Source organism: Leeuwenhoekiella sp. LLG6367-2.1, from assembly GCF_045055775.1.
GTDB classification, from domain to species: Bacteria; Bacteroidota; Bacteroidia; order Flavobacteriales; family Flavobacteriaceae; genus Leeuwenhoekiella; species Leeuwenhoekiella aequorea.
The window spans coordinates 241,749-264,258 of sequence record NZ_CP159331.1; the positions used below are offsets into that span (position 1 = coordinate 241,749).

The window sequence follows — 22,510 nt, forward strand, 5'->3', positions numbered from 1 at the left end:
CTTTCGGCGAAAAAATTAATTTTTTTAAAAATTGAATCCAAATCCAAAAGAAACTCGGTAACCTTCATCAGATTTGAATAAATTAAACGTCCCACTAAGGGCATCAGCACTGTTAACCCAGAAACCTATACCGTAAGAGTCGTGCCATTTTTTTGAATTCATATCATAATCAGACCAAACTCTCCCGATATCATACCCTCCAAAAACACCTATTTGCAATGGTAAAAATCCTGTCTTAAACGTATCGAATGCATATCTTAAATCGCCAGATGCAGAAAAAGAACGCTCTCCATTAAAGCGTTGAAAGCGATAACCACGCAACCCGGTATTTTGTCCCAATACCGCTGCCTGATAAAATTCGGTATTATCACCAAATCTAAATTGACCGCGTGCTGTAGATTTAAGAACTAATTTTCTATTTGCACTTACCGCATTGTAAAAACCAAGACTCGGATTCAAGTAGGCAAAACGTCTTCCTGTTTCAGTCAAACTATTTGTAAATCCACCATTAAGAATAAAATCCATACCTCTTGAAGGTGCTAGTGCATTATCCATACTGTGATATTCATAACTTGCGTCTAACGTAGCAAATACCTTACGTTTGTCTTTTTCAATTTCATCTACGCTATCTACAAATCGCAAATCGTTATCAGCAATTTCAACACCTTGAAAAACCCCACGCACCGAAAAAGTACTACCATAATCTGAGTTTTTCAACAAACCTACTGAAGCTTCTAACTGACTTAAACGCACTCTGTTGAAATCCAGACCGCGTTCATCATCAAAATTTTGAGTGCCATTACCATACCCAAAAAAGTTAAGTGCAAAATTAGGAGTTGTATATCTTCCTCCTAAAATCAAATTCCAGTCATTTAAAATACCTGCAAATTCTCCTTCGTAATTAAAATCAAATCCACTAGTTGCAAAAAAGTATCCGGCTTTAAAACGGTGCTGCTGTGAAAACGGATTTTGATTAAACCCTTGAACTGTATAAACGTCAGAAACACCTAGACTTATACCGTTATCAGGATTATAACCAAATGCAGGGGTAATGATATTAGTTCTTAAAATCTGTTTTTTATAATTATAGGTATTGTAGTCGTAAACGTCTGTAAGTCTAAAATTCGCTCCACCTCGTTCTTCAATTGTGTTTGGTAGACTCTCGTGATCGTATATTTTTAGATTTTTCCCGTTCTTTATACGGTATATATCATTGTTTTGACCTCCTATAATTCGCATAAATATAGGAGCTCTGCCGCTACCAATTACCTCAAATACATCATCATCATCAAGTCCATAAATCCATAATTGCTTGGTTTCCGAAGTTAAATAGGTGCGATTCTTTATAAGTTCCTCTTTTTCCCCATCTATAATTCGCCATACTTTTACGGTCGTCTTTTCATTCTCTCGGGTAATTTCAAAATAGTCATCTTTATCTGTCCCGGTAACCATTTGCAATTCAGCTAAAAAATCGTAAAATGTATTTGCGATTTTCACGAGGTTATCACGACGACCTTTTAAGCTGGTTTTAATCTGATCTATAGATTTACCGGCGCGAACTTCAACCGGTAAATCATTAAATGCATCTTCAATAATAGCATCGGTAATATGGTCTTGAATATATTTTGCTTCAACAACCCATTCTGCCCGATCTGTTTGTTGAGCGAGTGCCCTATCGAGTTTTACACCGGCATTATTAAACCATTTAATATCGTTAAGATTTTCATCATAGACTTGAAATTGTCTCGCGGCTCCAAATAAAGTTCTGGCAATATCTAAAATAGCGCCATCAAAATTTGTAAACACCTGATCCCGATCACGAGGGATAGGTACAAACACATCCTTTCCATTTTTATCTTTAAATTCTGCCCAGCGCCATTGATCATTGTGACGATCCCAATCACCAATTAGCATATCAAACATACGAGCTCTTACGTAAGCCTGCTCATCTATAATATTATCTTCATCACTGCGTAGTTTATGCAATATATCATCTGTACTTTCTATATCATCAGGATAATTAAATACAGCTCCATCAAATTCTTCAGTAGGTCGTTCTACTATCATATACAACTGATCGCCATAATCATCATTATAACTCTTCAAGGCAGGTTGTTTAGGTACATAGTAAAGTTTAGGATTAGTATTGAGTACTTGTACCGCGCTACTAAGCCTAGGTATTGCAAAAGCTCCATAAGGATGTGCAGCGGTATAAAAATCCTGAATTAATGATTCGGGCAGTGTGTTTGCTAAATCTTCTTCGACATCAGCATTTTGCTTTAAGATAACTTTTTGCAAAAACTGAACGGCACTTTTGCGTAATGCTCGCATATTATATTCCTTACCGGTTTTATCTTTTAACCGTAAAGAAATTGTCTGGTGCCCACCTCCCGGCCTTATCACCTCTAGTCCGCCATAAAGTGTATCTAAAAGTGCAACCGGAGCTGTAACTTTTTTACCATATACATCCCGATAATGCTCGCCCCAAATTTTATCAAAAACATCAGACTTATCCGTCTCTTCGAGGTTGTAAACAGATGCTTTAATCGTTTTTGGAAATTGTGTAGGGATTATAGAATAATCTTTAATTTCTTTAGGTGGAAAAACTTCTTTCTGAAAGAACAATTTTAATTCACCACTTTCTGCGTCAGGACCAAAGAAGCGCACCCACGATGATCCATCTTTAAAAACGGTATATACTGAAAATCCTTCGTAATCTGAACTAAAAAGTCCGTCGTTTCCTAAATAGGCATAAGAAGATTTTGATCCTGAACCAGATACAATTTGCTTGACCTCCTCGTGCTCAATATATTGTAAACCGTGCTCGTGTCCCGAAGCAAATATAAGTTTGGGACTTCCCTGTCCCAAAACGCGTATGCGCTTCATCAATTCGTTATACTTTTCATTAAAACGATCTTGCTTAGAAACGCCACCTTGGGTACGTATTTGTGTAACTAATGAAGCTAGTAAAGGAAGAGGAATTTTCTGCTGCGATGGGTACAGGTGTTTGTCTATAGCAAACTTACCTCCGTGCACTCCATTTGTATACATAGGGTGATGCATAACAACAACCAGAGTCTTTTGCTGATTTTTTTTAATCTCACCCTCTAACTCGATAAAAAATTTCTCTCTATCTTTTATATTATCACATTTAGTATTTATCTCGGGATTTTTGTCCCAATCTTCCAGATACCATTGTGTATCTAAAATTATCATGTGAACCTCATCATTGATGTCGTAGCTCAGCAATGGACAACCATCTTTAGGGAGAAAAATATCCTCATTCTGGGTGATTTCTCTCAGGTAATCTTGTTCTCGGTTAAGACCAGTTAATCCTTCATTGTACCAATCGTGATTTCCAGGAATAAAAATAGCTTTTCCTTCAAATTCGGTTAGCGATTCTACCTGAGCGTCTAGTCTATGCTGTGCTAATGCGCGGCCGGCATCAGATTTAGGAGGCATCCCAATAGGGTAAATATTGTCACCCAGAAATATTGCAAAAGTTCCCTTTGTGTTTTCAGTTTTTAAATAAGACCTAAATAATTCCAGACCTACCGTGCTCTCACCTAGTTCTGCATCTCCTGCATCTCCTATTAAATAAAATGTACTTTCTACTTCTTTTGAAGTCGGGAAAATACCTTGCTCTACTTCTGCTTTAAATCGGGTAGAATATGTGGCACATGCCGAAAAGATTAAGGAAATAAGAAGTGTTAGAACTATGTTATTTTTTGTCATGAAAAATTTATTGGAAATTCTTTTTTGTACTTTTCCTTCACTTTAATACGTACAAATATATGCCTGAAACTGAAGAAAATATTTCGAACTCTATTTCAAATGCAGACCAGTTTGTTTTAGAACTTTTTAAGGAAAAGCTTCCTAATAGTTACTTATATCATAATTATAACCATACAGCACGAGTTGTTAAAAGTACTAAAGAAATCGTCGAAAATTCTCAAATTAATGTTAAACAGAAAGAGGCATTAATACTGGCTGCGTGGATGCATGACACGGGTTATGTGGAGAACCGAGATCAACACGAAGACGCTAGTATTGAAATCGCTAAAAAATATATGGCCGACCAAAATATCGACAGCGATATACAAACCATGGTTATAGAACTTATCGCTTCTACAAAAATGGGAGTCGAGCCGAAAAATGAATTAGAACGAATCTTAAAAGACGCCGATGCTTCACATTTTGCCAAAGATTATTATGCGCAAACCAGTGAATTTTTAAGACAAGAATTAATTCTAACAAATACACAAAAATTCACTCCAGATGAGTGGCGCGAAGAAAATATACAGATGTTTACTAATAAGCATCGTTTCTATACCGATTATGCAGCACGTAACTGGAAGAATCAAAAAGATGAAAACTTAATTGAACTTCTCAAAAAAGTAAAAAAGAAAAGAAAAAAATATAAAAAAGAAGAGATTAAAGCTAAGCTAAAGGCTAAATATAAGGATGAAAGTCCCGATCGTGGAGTTCAAACATTGTACAGAACTACCTTACGTAACCATATTAAATTAAGTGATATTGCAGATACTAAAGCAAACATCTTGCTATCTGTTAATGCAATTATTATTTCACTTGCCTTATCTAATATGATACCGAAGTTAGATGCTCCCAGTAACCGACACTTACTTATTCCTACTTTAATCCTGGTTGTATTTAGTGTGGCATCTATAATAATGTCAATTTTATCTACACGTCCTAATGTAACCACAGGAGAGTTTACAAGGGAACAGGTAAAGAAAAAACAAGTGAATATTTTATTCTTCGGAAACTTCCACAAGATGAAATATGAGCAATATCAATGGGCAATCAATGAGATTATCTACGACAAAGATTATATCTACGAAGCTTTGACAAAAGATTTATATCTCTTAGGCGTAGTTCTTAACAAAAAGTATATGCTCTTGAGAAAAACCTATACGGTATTTATGGTAGGGATTATTGTTTCCGTAATAAGCTTTATAATGGCTTTCTGGTTAATCTAGAATTTCCATTAAATCCTCATAAGTAATTATCTCCTCAGCTCCCTTTCTAGGGAGCTTTGTAGTATAAAGCACATCTACTCGAATTGCCTTAAGACCTACAACTCCCTGAACATCCTCTAGTTCTACATACTCAATCTGAGGTCCTAAATATTCTTTACGTTGTAAATATTTTATGTAGCGTGTGTATTCTTCAGCATCTGAGTCTTGTGAATAAATTATAGCAATCTTACCTTTTTGGGTTATACGCTCATCGCTACCTTTTACAAGCGCTTTATCAATACGTTTTTTGATAATTTCGTAACGAGCATTGTAAGTACCATCCACATCAAATTTCTTCTCATCCATTCGGTAACGAATAGAAAGTGTTGTACTAAACACAAGTATTAAGGATGCAGCATCTAATTGAAGTTCTGCACCTTCTTGTTTGTGATAGAAATTATTTTCCATCTCACACATCGTACACAACTGCCACAATCTCAAGTTGTACAGGTAAACCTTACTAAACTTATTGCTTGGCGTCATTGAAGCACCTATGTAGATATTATGATCTACACCGTCAGTTTTATAGCGTTCAAAATAATGAGGAAATATTAGCTGAGCTTCTTGTTGTTTGCGATCTAAGAAGGTTGCCATATTTTGGTTTATCAACTGTACGGTATCATCATAATTTTTACGGTTCTTATAAATTAAGCCCGTATCATTATTTATCGATTCTTTATATAAATCTATTGATTCCTTTAACTCAGGAACTTGAGTATTTAAATGATTCAATAATGGATTAACCTCGTGCTGAAGTAAATTAAACACTTCATTTTCTGCACTTGCGTTAAGTGACTTTTTAATATTTAAAGTAAACTCTTCTATTCTAAATTTTACCTGTTCGTAAATAGGCATAGGAGAAGACTCTAAGGCCAGATCTAGTATGCGATCTACCATATCAAGCTGTATAAGTATATCTTTTTGAATAGCTTTATTACGCTCTTCAGAAGACCCTACAATATCAATTTGACCATATAAAGGATACACATCTTCAAAAGAAATATCTTTGAAAGAAGCAAATTTTCCTTCATTTTGGTTCGCTATAAATTTTTTCGCTTCTTCTTCAAACACCCACAAAACACTGGGGTGAATACTGGTACACTCACTTTGAATAACTGCTTTAATTCTGTTTTCTATATCAAATCGTTTACGCTCTAAAGTAGAAACTAAAAAGGGCATAACTTCATCAAGCTTGGTCGCGTTAAGACTATGCAATTTATTACGTTCAAAAGATGCAAGTTCTAATACTCCTAGTAACCTGTTACCCTTTGCAATAGGTGCCAGAATACAACTTTGAATATTCTGTGTAAGTAAATTTTCTGCTAATAAATTGTGTTCGTTTTGTTCAGCATATTTATGCGTATCCGGAATAACAAAGTATTTTTTATCTCTTACGAGTGTATTATATGATTGCTCGCACATGCTACGACGGCAATCATTTTTTTGCTCCTCATTAAGAATAAAACTATCGGCAAGATTGCCTTCCATTTTATTAAAGCTATCACTGTCTGAATTAAATTCTGTAAAACCTATACGCAGATCGGGAATATTATAAATTGACTGAAATATTTCAGAAAACTGTTTTATACTACCGTCTTTAAATGATTTATCTGCTAGCAGCGTACTCTTTAAGTCTGAAATCGAATCATCTATAGTAACGTCTGTAAGACTTAAAATAGCTATACCTTTCATCTTCCAACTATTGATAGGGAAGTATTTTTCCCACATCTCAAAATCATCGACATTGGCTATAAGCGTATTTGCAATTTCCTTAGTAATCTCAACTGCGTTTTCAGTAGGCTCAATGTAAATAAAGTCTGCATTCATTGTTGCCCGGTAACTTCTCCAAATTCCATTTTTATCAGGAATATCATAATACATAGGCTTTATGTAATCTATATCATACCCGTAATAGGTGTTTAATATAATTACACAACCCATAACATATAACGATTTTCGATCCAGATTACGGAGCTCCAATTCAAAATCGGGACCCGCATTCTTTAGTATTGAAGCAAATCGCTTTGTAGGATTAAAGAGTTCGTTATGAAAAGGAATACACGCAGCCTTTATCTCATTTCTGGTTAATGCTGCCGGGAATAAATTATCAAGAAGGATTGTAGTCGCCTCTTTGTATTGGTCTATATTATCGCAATCACTTATACCCGCTATTAACTCTGGATAAGATGCCGCATAATCAATAATTGATTGCAAATAATTCTTAGTTATTGAACTTTGAGATTGTTCCATACGCTTCTTAAGCATTTCTAAAACCTTAGAAAAACTTAGTTCAACTGTAAATGGAAAATTCTGTAATTCATTCATGTGCAGGACAATTATTATATAAAGTAAATAAAATACTTTGGAAAGTTACTCGTTACGTTAGTCTTTAACAAAGAATTAAACTTACAGGTTTATTGTAATTCTTTTCAAAAATCGCGCCCAAATGAAAACGTGACAGAGCAGCTTAAAAAATTGCAAAATCCCGTATATTGCAGGCTTAATTTAAAATAGAACTAATGAATAAATTTTGTTTTGTAATAGCTACAGCGCTATTACTTATATCTTGTAGTAAAGAAGCAGATTTTAAGATTGTAGGAACTACACCAGATATTAAAAACGGTACAAATGTATTCCTTCAAAAAATAGATGAAAATAATAGACTAGCTAACGTAGATACTACTGTCATTAAGGAAGGGAAATTCAATTTTGATCCAGACCAAGTATCGAGTCCGGAAATGCTTATTCTGAGTTTTGAAAATCTGCAAGGTAACATCATTATTATTGCTGAAAATCAAGAAATAAATATTGAAGCTTTTAAGGACAGCTTATATACTTCTAAAATTAAAGGTGGAGCAGAAAATGACTTTTTTAAAGTGTACTATGATGATGTAGTAAACTCTAATAAAGAAAAGCAAAAACTACAGCAAGATGGCGCAATGGCTATGCAACGTGGAGATACTGCTAAAGTTGCAGTAATACGTAACGAATTTGATGCTATCAATGATGCTGATAAGCGCCGACGCGTTTCATTAATTAAAGAACATCCTAGTGAGTTTGTAAGTGTAATCATACTTTCTGACCTTGTAGGTACTCGTATTATTGAAGCAGATGAAGCAGACAGCTTATTTAATTCTCTTGACCAGGACTTACAAAATGCAGATAAAGGAGTCAAGTTAAAGGAGATGATCGCGCAATTAAAAGCTTCAGAGACTGCTTCAGCTCAAGCAGAAATTGGAAATAAAGCTCCAGAATTTACGGCTCCTACCCCAGAAGGCACGCAATTATCTTTAAATGAAGCTATGGGAGATAAATATACCATTATCGACTTTTGGGCAAGCTGGTGTAAACCTTGTCGAGAAGAAAATCCTAATGTGGTATCTGTTTATAAAAAATACCACAACAAAGGTCTTAATATAATAAGCGTATCACTTGATCGTGCAGAGGCTAAAGAAAAATGGCTTACCGCTATTGAAAATGATCAAATGAACTGGTTCCACGTTTCAAATTTAATGGAATGGCAAGATCCCGTTGCTCGTAAATATGGCGTTACTGCAATACCTGCAACTTATCTTCTTGATGAAAATGGAATCATTATTGAGAAGAACTTAAGAGGAGCAGATCTTACAGCTAAGATGCAGGAACTGTTTGGAGAAATATAATTAATAAGTTGTTTAAAAAAAATGCTGTTCTAATCTGTGATTAGAACAGCATTTTTTTTGATTGTACTCCTATTAAAATTTATTCTTAGAATATAATTCTGTTACATTACTAGAACAGAAGATTATTTAAAACAAAAAAACCGATTCAATTGAATCGGTTTTTTTGTTTATATCACAGAGTGATTAAGCCTCCATTGAAGCTTGTACCCCTGCAGACAATCTTTTATATGTACCATTTTCAAGACGTTCTCTAATTGCATCAAATGCTATAAGTGTCTCTTCAACATCTTCTAGTGTGTGCGATGCAGTAGGTATTAAACGTAATAATATAAGTCCTTTAGGAATTACCGGATAAACAACAATAGAACAAAAGATACCGTGGTTTTCACGTAAATCTTTAACTAAAGCCATAGCCTCAGGAATACTTCCTTTTAGGTATACCGGAGTTACACAACTTTGAGTTGTACCTATATCAAATCCGCGCTTTTTAAGTCCAGACTGTAATGCATTTACATTATCCCACAACTTCTCACGAAGCTCTGGCATAGAACGCAACATATCTAAACGCTTTAGGGCACCTACAACAAGTTGCATTTGCAATGACTTTGCAAACATTTGTGAACGTAAGTTGTATTTTAGATAATCTATAATTTCTTTATCTGCAGCAATAAAAGCTCCAGTACTTGCCATAGACTTTGCAAACGTTGCGAAGTATACATCAATTTTATCTTGAACACCTTGCTCCTCACCTGCTCCTGCACCTGTAGCTCCAAGTGTACCAAAACCGTGAGCGTCATCAACAAAAAGTCTGAAATTGTATTTCTCTTTTAAAGCAACGATTTCCTTTAGACGTCCTTGCTCTCCACGCATTCCAAAAACACCTTCAGAAATCAGAAGAATTCCTCCTCCGGTTTGCTCAGCAAGTTTTGTTGCACGTTGTAAATTCTTTTCGATACTTTCTATATCGTTGTGTTTGTAAGTAAAACGCTTACCCATATGTAGACGTACACCATCTATTATACAAGCATGTGCATCAACATCGTAAACGATAATATCATCCTTAGAAACCAAAGCGTCTATGGTAGAAACCATTCCTTGATATCCAAAGTTTAATAAGTAAGCAGCTTCTTTGTTCACAAATGAAGCCAACTCAGTTTGCAATTGTTCGTGAAGTGTTGTGTGACCACTCATCATTCGGGCTCCCATAGGATAAGCCGAACCGTAGTCTGCAGCAGCTTCTGCATCAACTTTACGCACTTCAGGGTGATTTGCCAGCCCTAAATAGTCATTAATACTCCAGGTAATAACATCTTTACCTCTAAATTTCATTCTGTTAGAAATAGGCCCTTCTAATTTTGGGAACACAAAATATCCCTCTGCTTGCTCTGCCCATTTACCTAAAGGACCTTTGTCCTTATAAATTTTGTCAAATAAGTCTCTCATACATCAATATTCATACAAAAGCATGGTCTAATGCTGTTTGTAATTCATTCTAATTTCTTATCAATTTAAGGATTATGTATTTAAAAGTTGCCTAAGATCAAACCTATAAATAATGCGCGAAAATACACTATTTTACAAATTCTATCTTATCAACTGCAATTTCGTTTTGACTATCAAAGAAGCCCTGTTCATTCATCCAGTCATCGCTATAAATTTTACTCATATAGCTTCTACCGTGATCAGGAAATATAATTACCACCTTGCTGTTTTCGTCAAACTCACCATTGTCGGCCATTTGCATTGTACCTTGTAATGCAGCACCACTAGTGTATCCTACAAACAAACCTTCAGTTCTGGCAATTTTACGAGCAGTGTGCGCACTGTCTTCATCAGAAACTTTTTCAAAATAATCGATTACATCAAAGTCTGTAGCAGACGGAATCAAATTTTTACCCAGTCCTTCTATACGGTACGGGTAAATTTCATTCTTATCAAATTCCTGAGTTTCGTGGTACTTCTTCAAAACACTTCCGAAGGCATCAATTCCTAAGATTCTAATGTTTGGATTTTTCTCTTTTAGAAAACGTGCAGTACCAGATATGGTTCCTCCTGTTCCACTGCAAGCTACCAGGTGGGTAATCTTACCTTCCGTTTGCTCCCAAATTTCTGGACCAGAAGATGCATAATGCGCATCTGCATTAAGCTTGTTGAAGTATTGATTTATATAGACTGAACCTTCAGTCTCGCTGTGAATGCGCTTTGCAACTTGATAATACGATCGCGGATCGTCTGCAGCTACGTTTGCGGGACAAACATAAACTTTTGCTCCCATCGTGCGCAAAGCATCTATTTTATCTTTTGAAGATTTTGAACTAACGGCTAGAATACATTTGTAACCTTTAATTATACTTACCATTGCAATACTAAATCCTGTATTACCAGATGTCGTCTCTATAATTGTATCTCCAGGCTTAAGAATACCCTTTCGTTCTGCATCCTCAATTATATATAGAGCAATACGATCTTTTGAAGAATTTCCCGGATTATATGCCTCTACTTTAGCAAAATATGAACCCGGAAGGTCTTTTGTAATCCTATTTAATCGTACTAAGGGAGTGTTCCCTATTAACTTCAAGACGTCATTATAAACGTTAAGGTGTTCTTTCATAGAAGAATAATCGTTTCGAGTGCTCTTTTAGTATTTCCTAAAACCGTTATTTAAAACCTTGCAAATTTACGGGAAATATTTGAATTACTTGGTTTTTCCTGCTAAATCAATTAAAAAAGCATAATCCTGAGCGGTTTCTTTCAAGGCTTCAAAACGTCCTGAAGCCCCGCCATGGCCTGCATCCATATTTGTATTGAAGTATATTTTTGTGTCTGCCGTATTCTTATCTCGCAAACGTGCAACCCATTTTGCAGGTTCCCAATACTGTACCTGACTATCGTGATAACCTGTAGTAACTAAGATATTAGGATATTCTTGTACTTTTACCTGATCGTAAGGCGAATACGATTTCATATACTCATAATAATCCTTATCATTAGGATTACCCCACTCGTCATACTCAGAAGTCGTAAGTGGTATGCTATCGTCGAGCATCGTAGTAACTACATCAACAAATGGAACAGCTGCAATAACACCGTGATAAAGCTGCGGCGCCAAGTTAATTACAGCTCCTATGAGCAAACCTCCCGCAGAACCTCCATAGGCATATAAATTTTTACTGCTTGTATATCCTGCTTCAATTAAATGTTCTGAGCACGCTATAAAATCGGTAAACGTATTCATCTTACGCAACAGCTTCCCATCTTCATACCAGTGACGACCCATATACTCTTCTCCGCGAATATGCGCGATTGCAAATATAAAACCAGCATCAAGAAGACTTAATCGTGATGTCGAGAAAGAAGGGTCTGTTGTAATCCCGTAACTTCCGTATGCATATTGAAGAACAGGATTAGCTCCATCAAGCTGAATTCCTTTTTTGTAAACTAAAGATATGGGAATATTCACACCATCTTTTGCCTTAGCCCAGATTCTCTTTGACTCGTAATTTTCTTTATCAAATTCGCCTCCCAGCACCTCAATCTCTTTCAATACTTCCTTTTCTTTCGTTACCATATTAAATGAAATAACTGAAGGTGGTGTATCTAACGAATTGAAAGAATATCGAAGAAAGTGCGTATCAAAATCCGGATTTATTCCCGTATAAGCAGTATAGGTTTCGTTCTCAAAAGGCAAATAATAATCTTCAGTATTATCCCAACGTTTAATATTTATTTTATTTAAACCATCATTACGCTCTTCTACTACCAGGAAATCTTCAAAAATCTCAACATCCTCTAACAAGGTATCTTCCCTATGTGGTATCACATCTACCCAGTTCTCTTTAGCTGTTTGAGATACAGGGGTTTTCATCAACTTAAAGTTTATGGCATTGTCTTTATTTGTAACTAAATAAAAATCTTCCCCAAAATGCGATACACTATATTCAAGTCCTCTGGTACGTTTCTGTAAAACTTTGAATTCAAATTCAGGTCCTTTTGCTTCTGTATATAAATACTCGGTGGTTAAAGTACTTGAAGATCCTATAAAAATATAATCACGGGATTTTGTCTTAAAAACTCCTACATCAAAAGTCTCATCCTCTTCCTCAAATACCAATATATCTTCAGAAGAATCTGTACCTAATACGTGCTTAAATATCTGGCTGCTTCGCAATGTCTGCGGATCCTTACGTGTATAAAAGAGCGTTTTATTATCTCCCGCCCAGACCGCACTTCCTGTAGTGTTTTTAATACTTTCTGGATAAAGTGCTCCGGTTTTTAAGTTTTTGAATTGTAACGTATACTGTCTTCGGCTTACTGTGTCAATCCCAAAAACTGCCAGTTCATTATTTTCTGAAATGGAGTATCCTGCCTGATTAAAATAAGAATGACCTGCTGCCATCTCATTATTATCAAATAGTATTTCCTCAGGAGCTAGCATGAGTTCTTTTCGTCGACAGTATATTGGATAATTTTTTCCTTTCTCAAAGCGGGTATAATACCAGTAGCCATTATATTTATAGGGCACACTCTCATCATCTTCCTTAATACGCGCCTTCATCTCCTCAAATAATTTTTGTTGAAGCGGTTTTGTATGAGCCGTCATCTCCTCATAATACCTATTTTCTGCTTCTAAATAGGCAAGCACGTCTGGAGAGTCACGCTCATTCATCCAGTAATATTCATCTATGCGTACATCACCATGCTTTTCTAACTCATACGGTATTTGCTTAGCATCTGGTGGTAAAATAGGATTCTTCAAAGTATATTTATATTTAATAAAGGGTTGGCAAAAGTACAGGTAATACTAGATATCTTAAGCATTTTTTAAATATTCTTCTTCTCTAGTTCCTGGTCTAAAATTGTATTTTTGAAACTTAATTAAAATAAAAAATTATGTTTGGAGATATGATGGGCATGATGGGCAAAATCAAAGAAGCTCAACAGAAAGCCGAAGACACTAAAAAACGTCTTGAAACTGTTTATATAGATGAGAAAAGTAATGACAATCTATTAGAGGTTACCGTAAGTGTTGCAGGGGCGGTTAAAAAGATTAATGTTAGTGATGAACTTCTGGAAGATAAAGATCAACTTGAAGATTACTTGATTTTAACGCTAAATAAGGCGCTTGCCCGAGCTAAAGCTAGTTACGATCAAGAACTAGCTGCTGTTGCAAAAGAAGGAATGCCAGACATTCCGGGTCTAGATATGTTTAAATAACAACTTTGCTGCAGACACTTATACATTATAGTTTACACTTAATTGCACCCGGGCTAATTGCCTGGGTGTTTTTTAGAAAAAACTGGAAAAAGGCTTATTTAATAATGATCTTAACGATGCTGGTAGATGCAGATCATTTGTTAGCCAATCCTATTTTTGAACCTGATCGCTGCAGCATTAATTTTCACCCATTGCATTCTTATGTAGCAATTGGTTTTTACACTTTCTTTCTTTTTATTCCGAAGTTACGCGTTATTGCAATAGGTCTACTTTTTCATATGCTAACCGATTACCAAGACTGCTTGTGGCACTAATATATTTATCTACTTACTCATGTTGAAAGGCGTACATCACATTGCTATAATTTGTTCTAATTACTCCATATCCAAGAAGTTCTATACTGAAGTTCTAAGACTTGAAATTCTCAAAGAAACATATCGTGAAGAACGCAAGTCTTATAAATTAGATCTTGCCTTAAACGGAAATTACATAATCGAACTTTTTTCATTTGAAAATCCGCCGGAACGCACTTCGAGACCTGAAGCAAACGGTCTTAGACATCTAGCTTTTTCAGTAGAAAATCTGGACGCAGCAATTCAAGAATTACAATCTAAAACTATTCAAACAGAACCTATACGCGTCGATCCTATTACAGGTAAACGATTTACATTTTTTGAAGATCCAGACAAGTTGCCGCTCGAACTCTATGAAGAATAAGCCGGCTCGTCTTTAGCTTCAAATAATTCGCTTACGATTTTATACGATTTTAAGCGTGCTGAGTGATCGTAAATATGAGAAATTACAATCAATTCATCTACCTGCGTTTCTTTTTGAAACTGTGCTAATCCTGCTGCTACGGTTTGTTTAGACCCGATGAAACTGTAATGCATCATTTGTTCAATTTGCATACGCTCCATTTGGCTCCATTCGCCTTGCATACTGGCTACGGGAGGAGAAAGTGGTTTTCTCGTATTTCTTATAACGCCTAACATAAAGCGCTTAGCACTAGTTGCAAGCCGCTGAGCTTCCTCATCTGTATCTGCAGCGATAACATTAATACAAGCCATAGTGTACGGCTTGTCTAGTTGAGAAGATGGTCTAAAATTTTGATGATATAAACGCAGAGCATCGTGTAAATGTGTGGGAGCAAAATGACTTGCAAATGCATAAGGCAACCCTTTTTTACCGGCTAATTCTGCGCTAAAAGTGCTTGACCCTAACAAATATAATGGTAACTCCACACCTTCTCCAGGAGTAGCACGTACCGCTGCTGTAGCATTCTCGCTAGATAAGTAAACCTGAAGCTCATCAATGTTATCTGGGAAATCCTGTACTGTTTCTTGTCGGTATCTACGCAACGCCATTGCAGTACGCTGATCTGTTCCCGGCGCTCGACCCAATCCAAGATCTATTCGGTTAGGGTATAGAGTTCCTAAAGTTCCAAACTGCTCTGCAACGACTAAGGGTGCATGATTAGGAAGCATAACTCCTCCAGATCCTACTCGTATTGTTGTAGTACCGCCAGCGATATGACCTATTAAAATGGTAGGCGCAGAACTGGCAAGACTTTCCATATTATGATGTTCTGATATCCAGAATCTTGTATATCCTAATTTTTCTACGTGTCTGGCTAGATTAAGACTTCTCTGAATTGCCTCTGATGCGGTAACACCCTCAACAATAGGAACCAAGTCCAAAACTGAAAATCTAGTATTTAAAAGTGCTGTTGATACATTATTTTCCATACATTATATGTCGGTTTTCAAGCGTTTGCCTTACGATAAATTAATACCCATTTACAACTCTTATCTATGATAATTAACGACACTTTTAAGATTTCTACTCTGTATCAAAGCATTAAACACATAAGAATCTGTATTCTTTTTTTATGTATCCTTTTATGCAGTTGTGGATCAAAAAATACAGAACCCAGAACCAGTCAGTCAATTAATATAGGGTGTTATGGGTATATTAAAAATGGAGACACGATTACTATTAAGGTCATTCAAAATGATTCTATCATAAAAGCCGCTCTAATGTACAAATGGGCAGAAAAGGATAAGAATGTCGGTGAATTTGAAGGTGTACAAATAGGTAATAGAATACGTGGTTTATACACCTTTACTTCTGAAGGCATAGTAAGTAAACGTGAGATGATTTTTAAAATAGAAGACAGCTCCTTAATTGAAGGCTATGGCGAGACTGTAAACAGTGCAGATTCAGTTTATTTTAAAGATACCGACAAAATTAAATTCAATACAAAAATGCCTTTCAAATTAGGCAATTGTATTTACTAATCTAAGTAGAAATTGTATTTTAGCTAGGTTATTTAAGTAAAATTACCTCCTAAATTTATATAACCGCTCAACTGATATTGACTCCCAAACGATGGTTTGGTTAACACCTATTCATGAAAAAAAAGAGACCTTCTTTAAAAGATATTGCTGAAGTATTAAAAGTTTCTACAACGACAGTTTCCTTTGTCCTAAACGGCAAAGGCGAAGAAAAGAAAATTTCTAAGCAACTCATAACTAAGGTTGAGGATTATCTTAAAGAAATAAACTACAAACCTAACCTTGTTGCAAGAAGTCTACGTACCGGAAGCTCTAGAGTAATTGTTTTTATGGTGGAGGATATTAGCAATTATTTCTTTTCTAAAATAGGTCGCATTATTGAGGATATCGCTTACCAAAATGATTATAGGGTTCTCTTTTGTAGCACAGAAAATAACACAAAACGTGCGCAAGGTTTAATACAGCTTTTCCAAGAGCGACAAGTAGATGGTTTTATAATAGTTCCTCCTATTGGTATTGAAGAAGAAGTTATAAATCTAATAGAAAACGACACACCTGTTGTTTTATTTGACAGAAAAATAAAATCTGTAGATGTAGATTCGGTAACGCTAAATAATTATGAGGGAGCTACACTTATTACAGAACATCTTATTGAAGAAGGATTCTCCAAAATGGCTTTCATTACTATTGATCTAGACTTACTGCAAATGAAAGATAGAATGCGGGGTTATCTTGACACGTTAGAGAAAAATAATATGGAACCCCTTCTACTAGAAATTCCTTATAATACTGCGAATGCGGTAGCTTGCAATACTGCTATTACACTGTTTCTTATTGAAAATCCAGATATTGATAGCATCTTTTTTTCTACAAATTACCTTGCTCAATACGGCCTCAAAGCGCTTTCAAACTATAATGAGCAATTGATAAAGAAATTAGGAATAGCGTGTTTTGATGATAATATATTCTTTGAAATGTACTCACCATCCATAACTACCTTTGCACAGCCTATTGAACAGATGGGAGCTCAGCTAATGGATATTATGTTCGATAAATTAAATAATAAAGAAAATAAAACAGCCAATAAAGCTCGTGTTTCAAACGGTAACCTAATTATAAGAGAATCTTCGCTACGTAAAGAATCGATGCCATCTCAATAATAATCCTTCTCAATGATTCAATATAAGAATCAATTTTATAGAGAATAAATAAAATTTAAGACCTTAATTTTATCATTAAGATTATTTTTGCAGCGTGAAAAATCTCGTAATAATATTTGCTTTTTTAATGGTAATGCGACCCGCATTCCCATTTATGGAGTATTTACTTGATTATGAATATATAAGCAACGTCCTTTGTGAGAACAAAGATGTGCCTGAAATGAGTTGTAATGGGAAGTGCTATCTAATGAAGTCTCTGGCTGAAGCTTCAGAGAAGGAGTCCAGTCAAAAGAAAAAAAACAATTCTGCTTCCATTGAGCTATTACCTTTCATTTTAGTTGATTCAGCTAGTTCTACACCCGCTTATTATTTAGAGTATGCTTCTGTAGATTTTCCTATAGTATTAGACATCTCCTCAGTTCAAACCTTCAATAGCCTTCTGCGTCCTCCTATTGCTTAATTAGAAATAATATTTTTCCTAATTAAACATTTTACAAGATGCGTATTATAAAAAACACACTTGTGGTTATAACGTGTTGTGCCCTTTTGGGGATATTCAATTCGTGCCAAAATACCACAGAATTACAAAATCAATACAACAGTTTATTTGAAGAAGTTATCGCTGTGCACGATGAAATAATGCCAAAGATGACGCAGTTATCAAAATTGCAACTTCAGATAAAAACAGATACTTTAATACAAGTAGACACAAAAGATGAGGCTCTTAAAAAACTACAAGCCTCTGATGATAGAATGATGACCTGGATGCACACATTTACAGATGAATATGTGAAGGATCGCAAACCGGTCTCCAAAATGTCACAAACTGAACTTGAAAACGGTATCGAAGGTCTTCATACAGAACTCGAAGAGGTTGAGAGTTTAAGAGAATTCACTTACAGTAGTATTGACCTGGCTGAAGAAATTTTAAATAACTAATTTAAGTTGAAAATTTTCTGGCCTCTTATTGCTGCATTTATAATACTGCGCCCGCTTATACCTATTGTTAACTATATAGTCAATTATGATTATATAGTAGATGAGTTGTGCGTAAACCGTGACAAGCCAGAACTTAATTGTAATGGTAGGTGTTATCTTATGCAGGCTCTCGCAGACGAAGCTTCTAAGAAAAAAGAATCTGAAGAACGTGGGGCTAAAAATAATTTGAACAGCAACATCGCTTTTTTTCATGCCCCAGAACAACTTTTAGAGTTATCCCTACTAAAATTAGAATCTAAGAACATCGTGTGTGACACGTATGTTTCCACTCACACAATTCAGTTTATTCAAAAATTGATAAAACCTCCCATTGTATAAGAGCAAGTTTTAATAATAAGTACAGGTTAAATTAAGTGCAAGACCTGTTTTAATAACTAAAACGGTATTCATAATTGAATACCCACTAATCTTATACAATAAAATGAAATCATTAAAAAACATACAATATCTATTTCTAGCTCTAAATATACTTATTACATCTTGCTCAACAGACGACGATTCTTCAGAGAATTTATCTGGTGAGAATAACCTGACTATGGAGTTTGATAACAGTGTTAATGGAGATGACTTAATCCTCAACACCGCCGCATATACAAATAGTAATGACGAGCGTATTACTATAAATCGCTTTAATTATATTGTAAGCAACTTTGTACTTATCGACTCTGAAGGCAATGAATTTACCTACCCTAAAGATGAAAGTTACTTTGTAATTAGTGAAGAAGAAGGTCTCAATGAAGTACAGCTAACAAACATTCCTGCTGGCGAATATGTTGCTCTTCGATTTGGTGTAGGCGTAGATCAGGAAAAATATCTTCAGGGAGCAGAAGGTCAGGGCAATTTTTTACAAACTGCAGAATCTACAAATATGCTGTGGTCCTGGCTTACAGGCTATAAGTTTTTAAACTTTGAAGGATCATTTACTACTGCTACAAGTACTGAAGCTCAGGATTTTAAAATTCATATGGGAAGTCACGGCAGTAGTCTTGATAATTACAAAGAATTTACAGTAGATCTTCCTACAAAAGCTCTTGTAAGTTCTAATCTAAGTCCTATAGTGCATTTTAAAGTTGATGCGAATCAAATTTTAGACGGTCAAAACAAAATACTACTCAGTGAAAAATCTGTAGTTATGATTGACGAGGTGAAGAGTCCGCAGATTGCTACAAATGCAGCTACAATGTTTAGCGTAGATCATATTCATAATGGTGAAAACCACGATCATTAATTAAATCTAAAGTCTGGCAGTAGTTCTGCCGGACTTTAATCTATAAGAATATGAGAAATTTATTCAAATATATCTTGATCTGTGGACTCGCTTTTCTTCTAGGATGCTCATCAAATGATGATTCAGCATACGTTGCTATAGATGAAAATCTTGAAGTTGCTATTCCGGTTAATTTTCCAGAAATAAATTATGATCTTGATTCAAATCCAATTACAAAAAATGGTTTTGAATTAGGTAAAAAATTATTCTATGACGGTAAATTATCTGCAAATGGTTTTATTTCCTGCGGATTTTGTCACGAGCAACGCACTGCCTTTACGCACCACGGGCATCAATTTAGTCACGGTATTGACGATCTCGAAGGGACACGCAATACACCTGCAATTCAAAATTTAGCTTTTCAAACTGAATTTGCCTGGGATGGCGCCACTTCCCATCTCGACCTCTTTCCAATTATCCCCATAACTAATGAAGTAGAAATGGGGGAAACCCTATCTGCGGTTTTGGCTAAATTGAAAGCAGATGTCGAATATCAACGTTTGTTTGCTTCAGCTTTTGAAGATGCCGAGATTAATAATGAAAATTTCTTAAAAGCACTCGCCCAATTTATGGTGATGATGATTTCTTCAAATTCTAAATATGATAAATACGTTAGAAATGAAGACAATATTGAATTTTCAGCAATAGAAAAAGAAGGTTACGCCATTTTTGAATCTAAATGTACGAGTTGTCATAAAACAGATTTATTTACCGATAATAGTTTTAGAAACAACGGACTTCCACCCTATCCTGGTCTCAATGATCTAGGAAGAGCAGCGGTTAGCGGAAGTCTATCAGACAATTATAAATTTAAAGTTCCAAGCTTACGCAATGTCGCTCTCACAGCACCTTATATGCATGATGGCCGCTTTGGTAGCTTAGAATCTGTTCTTAACTTCTATAATTCTGGAGTAATCAATTCTGAAACTTTAGATCCTCAACTTAAACAAAATAGCAGACTAGGAATAGCATTGAGTACAGAGGAGCAAGAAGCATTAATTGCTTTCTTAAACACCCTTACAGACACTGAATATATTACCGATTCTCGCTTTGCAGAATATTAAAAATATCGAAATGAAAAAGTTTATATATATACAACTCATTTTTGCATTTAGCTTATCGACATTCGCTAGTGAAGAAAATACAAAATCCCTCTACTATAATAGCAATCCATTTTATAAATACACGTATGAAGATTGTGACTTTTGTGGTTGCGGAAGCTCGGGCGGTGGTATGGGCTACGGTACGGTAGGAAATGAAAATTTTATAGGACTACGTTATATCTATCAAAGTTATAAATCACGAGATGGGATTTTTAATAATTCACCATGGGTCGATGAAAATTTTAATACACTTCAGTTATGGGGAAAAATTCCGGTGACGAAGAAATTGAGTTTAACTGCTATCGTTCCTTATCATTTTCACAATCGGGAGTTTATAAACACTACAACGCAACGTATAGATGGTCTAGGAGATATAAGTATTCTTGCTTTTTATTCAGTCATTACACCGGTACCCGACGGCCTTTTTGAAAATCAGCAATCAAAATACAAACATAGTCTTGAGCTGGGTGGTGGTATAAAAATACCTACCGGTGATTATAACCGGTTAAATAACGCTGGAAGTGTAAACCCTAGTTTTCAAGTGGGTACCGGAAGTTATGATTATGTGGCTGCCCTAAATTATTCGGTAGGATATAAAAATTGGGGACTTGGTTTTATGACCAATTATACATTCAAGACTGAAAACAAAGATGAATATCATTTTGGAGATCAATTTACCTATGGTGTAAATCTATCTAAGGTTTACAATGCGGTTAAAATTGACAAAATCATTCCATTTATAGGACTTACCGGTGAGGTATTCAATGAAAATGAAAGTTATGGATTGCCTGTCGCTGACACACAAGGATCTGTTTTATTTACAAGAATAGGTACAGAATTATCTTTAGGAAAATTAAGCACCGGTGTAAATTTTATGCTACCCCTAACCCAGGATTTAAACTCGGGTAATGTAGAAGCTAATTATCGACTGGGTTTACATTTAAATTATACATTATAAATCGAATACTTTAAAAAATTAAGCCTCTACTAGAACTATTTGTTTATGTAGAGGCTTTTTCTTTAGAAGAAAACTGCTAAAAAAAGCGACTTAGTTGCCGTACCTATCTAAAATGATCAAAATTATTACCGATAAAAGTAGTAATCAAATATCTGCAATTAAATATTTCTAGAGGATTTATTTAAATTTGATACTATATCCGTTGAACGCTCAAAATGTTATTTATGAATAAATGGGATTCTTTAAGCTGGTCATCAACCATCACAATAGTTATAGCTACTTTATTCATTTACCTAGCTGTAATCGCTTATACACGCATATTTGGGAAACGTAGTTTATCTAAAATGTCTAGTTTCGATTTTGCAATGACTATTGCGGTAGGATCAATAATTGCAACTACTATTTTATCTAAAAATGTAGCTATTATCGAAGGTGCATTAGCCCTATTTATGCTTTACTTTTTTCAATTTGTAATAGCATTAATGCGGAAAATTAAACCTCTAAAAAAAATCATAGATAATGAACCTCTACTGTTAATGGAAGATGGTAGAATATTAGAAAAAAATTTAAAAAAAGTACGACTCACCGAAGATGATCTTAGGTCAAAATTGAGAGAATCAAATGTTATGAATCTTACTGAAGTAAAGGCTGTCGTATTTGAAACAAAGGGCGATATTATTGTTATACACTCTGCAGATGATTCGAGAAAACTTTCTCCTTGGATGCTGAAAGATGTAAAAAGAGAATAGTCCTTCGTTTTGTAAATACCATAAAGCCTCTCCGGCTTATCAAAATAGGAAAAGTAGCTTTAACA

20 protein-coding genes are annotated in these 22,510 nt (G+C 35.1%); 14 read left to right on the plus strand and 6 right to left on the minus strand.

The features are described 5' to 3' along the window. Positions 1-24: 24 nt before the first annotated feature. Entirely contained in the window at positions 25-3,735 is a 3,711-nt protein-coding gene (locus ABVM53_RS01100) for a metallophosphoesterase (RefSeq protein ID WP_405328475.1), read from the minus strand. A gap of 59 nt (positions 3,736-3,794) precedes the next feature. On the opposite strand from ABVM53_RS01100, the gene ABVM53_RS01105 reads away from it, so the two are divergent. Further along, positions 3,795-5,000, plus strand: coding sequence for a Pycsar system effector family protein (locus ABVM53_RS01105; protein WP_405328478.1), 1,206 nt, complete (start codon positions 3,795-3,797; stop codon positions 4,998-5,000). On the opposite strand, the gene ABVM53_RS01110 is transcribed toward ABVM53_RS01105, so the two are convergent. Next, entirely contained in the window at positions 4,992-7,364 is a 2,373-nt protein-coding gene (locus ABVM53_RS01110) for a GAF domain-containing protein (RefSeq protein ID WP_405328481.1), read from the minus strand. The two genes, ABVM53_RS01105 and ABVM53_RS01110, sit on opposite strands and share 9 nt — an antisense overlap. A 194-nt stretch (positions 7,365-7,558) precedes the next feature. Here ABVM53_RS01110 and ABVM53_RS01115 point away from each other — a divergent pair, with 194 nt between their 5' ends. Next, positions 7,559-8,701 carry a redoxin domain-containing protein gene (locus ABVM53_RS01115; RefSeq protein WP_405328483.1) on the plus strand — a complete coding sequence of 381 codons (1,143 nt, stop codon included), beginning with the start codon at positions 7,559-7,561 and terminating at the stop codon, positions 8,699-8,701. Positions 8,702-8,884: 183 nt separating this feature from the next. On the opposite strand, the gene ABVM53_RS01120 is transcribed toward ABVM53_RS01115, so the two are convergent. From ABVM53_RS01120 to ABVM53_RS01130, 3 genes are all read right to left on the minus strand, one after another. Further along, on the minus strand, positions 8,885-10,144 hold the full coding sequence (locus ABVM53_RS01120) for an aminotransferase class I/II-fold pyridoxal phosphate-dependent enzyme (RefSeq protein WP_371457349.1): 1,260 nt from the start codon (positions 10,142-10,144) through the stop codon (positions 8,885-8,887). A 127-nt stretch (positions 10,145-10,271) separates the two neighbouring features. Beyond that, positions 10,272-11,312, minus strand: a complete 1,041-nt coding sequence (locus ABVM53_RS01125; protein ID WP_371457348.1) for a PLP-dependent cysteine synthase family protein — start codon at positions 11,310-11,312, stop codon at positions 10,272-10,274. An 84-nt stretch (positions 11,313-11,396) separates the two neighbouring features. Beyond that, entirely contained in the window at positions 11,397-13,457 is a 2,061-nt protein-coding gene (locus tag ABVM53_RS01130; RefSeq protein ID WP_405328487.1) for a S9 family peptidase, read from the minus strand. A gap of 134 nt (positions 13,458-13,591) precedes the next feature. Between ABVM53_RS01130 and ABVM53_RS01135 the strand changes: the two genes are divergently transcribed. The 3 genes from ABVM53_RS01135 to ABVM53_RS01145 are packed head-to-tail and all read left to right on the plus strand — an operon-like array spanning position 13,592 to position 14,632. Continuing rightward, complete coding sequence (locus ABVM53_RS01135; RefSeq protein ID WP_405328490.1) at positions 13,592-13,915, plus strand: YbaB/EbfC family nucleoid-associated protein; 324 nt, start codon at positions 13,592-13,594, stop codon at positions 13,913-13,915. A gap of 5 nt (positions 13,916-13,920) precedes the next feature. Then, entirely contained in the window at positions 13,921-14,229 is a 309-nt protein-coding gene (locus ABVM53_RS01140) for a DUF6122 family protein (RefSeq protein ID WP_405328493.1), read from the plus strand. 19 nt (positions 14,230-14,248) lie between these two features. Then, positions 14,249-14,632, plus strand: coding sequence for a VOC family protein (locus ABVM53_RS01145; protein ID WP_405328496.1), 384 nt, complete (start codon positions 14,249-14,251; stop codon positions 14,630-14,632). Here ABVM53_RS01145 and ABVM53_RS01150 read toward each other — a convergent pair. Then, a complete protein-coding gene (locus ABVM53_RS01150; protein WP_405328499.1) occupies positions 14,620-15,660 on the minus strand; it encodes an LLM class flavin-dependent oxidoreductase in 1,041 nt (346 codons plus the stop codon). The genes ABVM53_RS01145 and ABVM53_RS01150 overlap by 13 nt on opposite strands. Positions 15,661-15,726: 66 nt before the next feature. Between ABVM53_RS01150 and ABVM53_RS01155 the strand changes: the two genes are divergently transcribed. The 9 genes from ABVM53_RS01155 (at position 15,727) to ABVM53_RS01195 (ending at position 22,445) form a co-directional block, all read left to right on the plus strand. Further along, complete coding sequence (locus ABVM53_RS01155) at positions 15,727-16,212, plus strand: hypothetical protein (protein WP_405328502.1); 486 nt, start codon at positions 15,727-15,729, stop codon at positions 16,210-16,212. Between the two features lie 113 nt (positions 16,213-16,325). Continuing rightward, positions 16,326-17,369 (plus strand): LacI family DNA-binding transcriptional regulator, encoded by a 1,044-nt coding sequence (locus ABVM53_RS01160; RefSeq protein WP_405328505.1) that lies wholly within the window; start codon positions 16,326-16,328, stop codon positions 17,367-17,369. A 94-nt stretch (positions 17,370-17,463) separates the two neighbouring features. After that, a complete protein-coding gene (locus ABVM53_RS01165) occupies positions 17,464-17,829 on the plus strand; it encodes a hypothetical protein (RefSeq protein ID WP_405328508.1) in 366 nt (121 codons plus the stop codon). 38 nt (positions 17,830-17,867) lie between these two features. Further along, on the plus strand, positions 17,868-18,308 hold the full coding sequence (locus tag ABVM53_RS01170) for a hypothetical protein (RefSeq protein WP_405328511.1): 441 nt from the start codon (positions 17,868-17,870) through the stop codon (positions 18,306-18,308). Positions 18,309-18,314: 6 nt separating this feature from the next. After that, entirely contained in the window at positions 18,315-18,686 is a 372-nt protein-coding gene (locus ABVM53_RS01175) for a hypothetical protein (RefSeq protein ID WP_405328514.1), read from the plus strand. 103 nt (positions 18,687-18,789) lie between these two features. Beyond that, a complete protein-coding gene (locus ABVM53_RS01180) occupies positions 18,790-19,596 on the plus strand; it encodes an MbnP family protein (protein ID WP_405328517.1) in 807 nt (268 codons plus the stop codon). Positions 19,597-19,646: 50 nt separating this feature from the next. After that, positions 19,647-20,699 (plus strand): cytochrome-c peroxidase, encoded by a 1,053-nt coding sequence (locus ABVM53_RS01185; RefSeq protein WP_405328520.1) that lies wholly within the window; start codon positions 19,647-19,649, stop codon positions 20,697-20,699. 10 nt (positions 20,700-20,709) lie between these two features. After that, on the plus strand, positions 20,710-21,696 hold the full coding sequence (locus ABVM53_RS01190; RefSeq protein ID WP_405328523.1) for a transporter: 987 nt from the start codon (positions 20,710-20,712) through the stop codon (positions 21,694-21,696). A 224-nt stretch (positions 21,697-21,920) separates the two neighbouring features. Continuing rightward, positions 21,921-22,445 (plus strand): DUF421 domain-containing protein, encoded by a 525-nt coding sequence (locus ABVM53_RS01195; RefSeq protein WP_405328526.1) that lies wholly within the window; start codon positions 21,921-21,923, stop codon positions 22,443-22,445. Positions 22,446-22,510 lie beyond the last annotated feature (65 nt).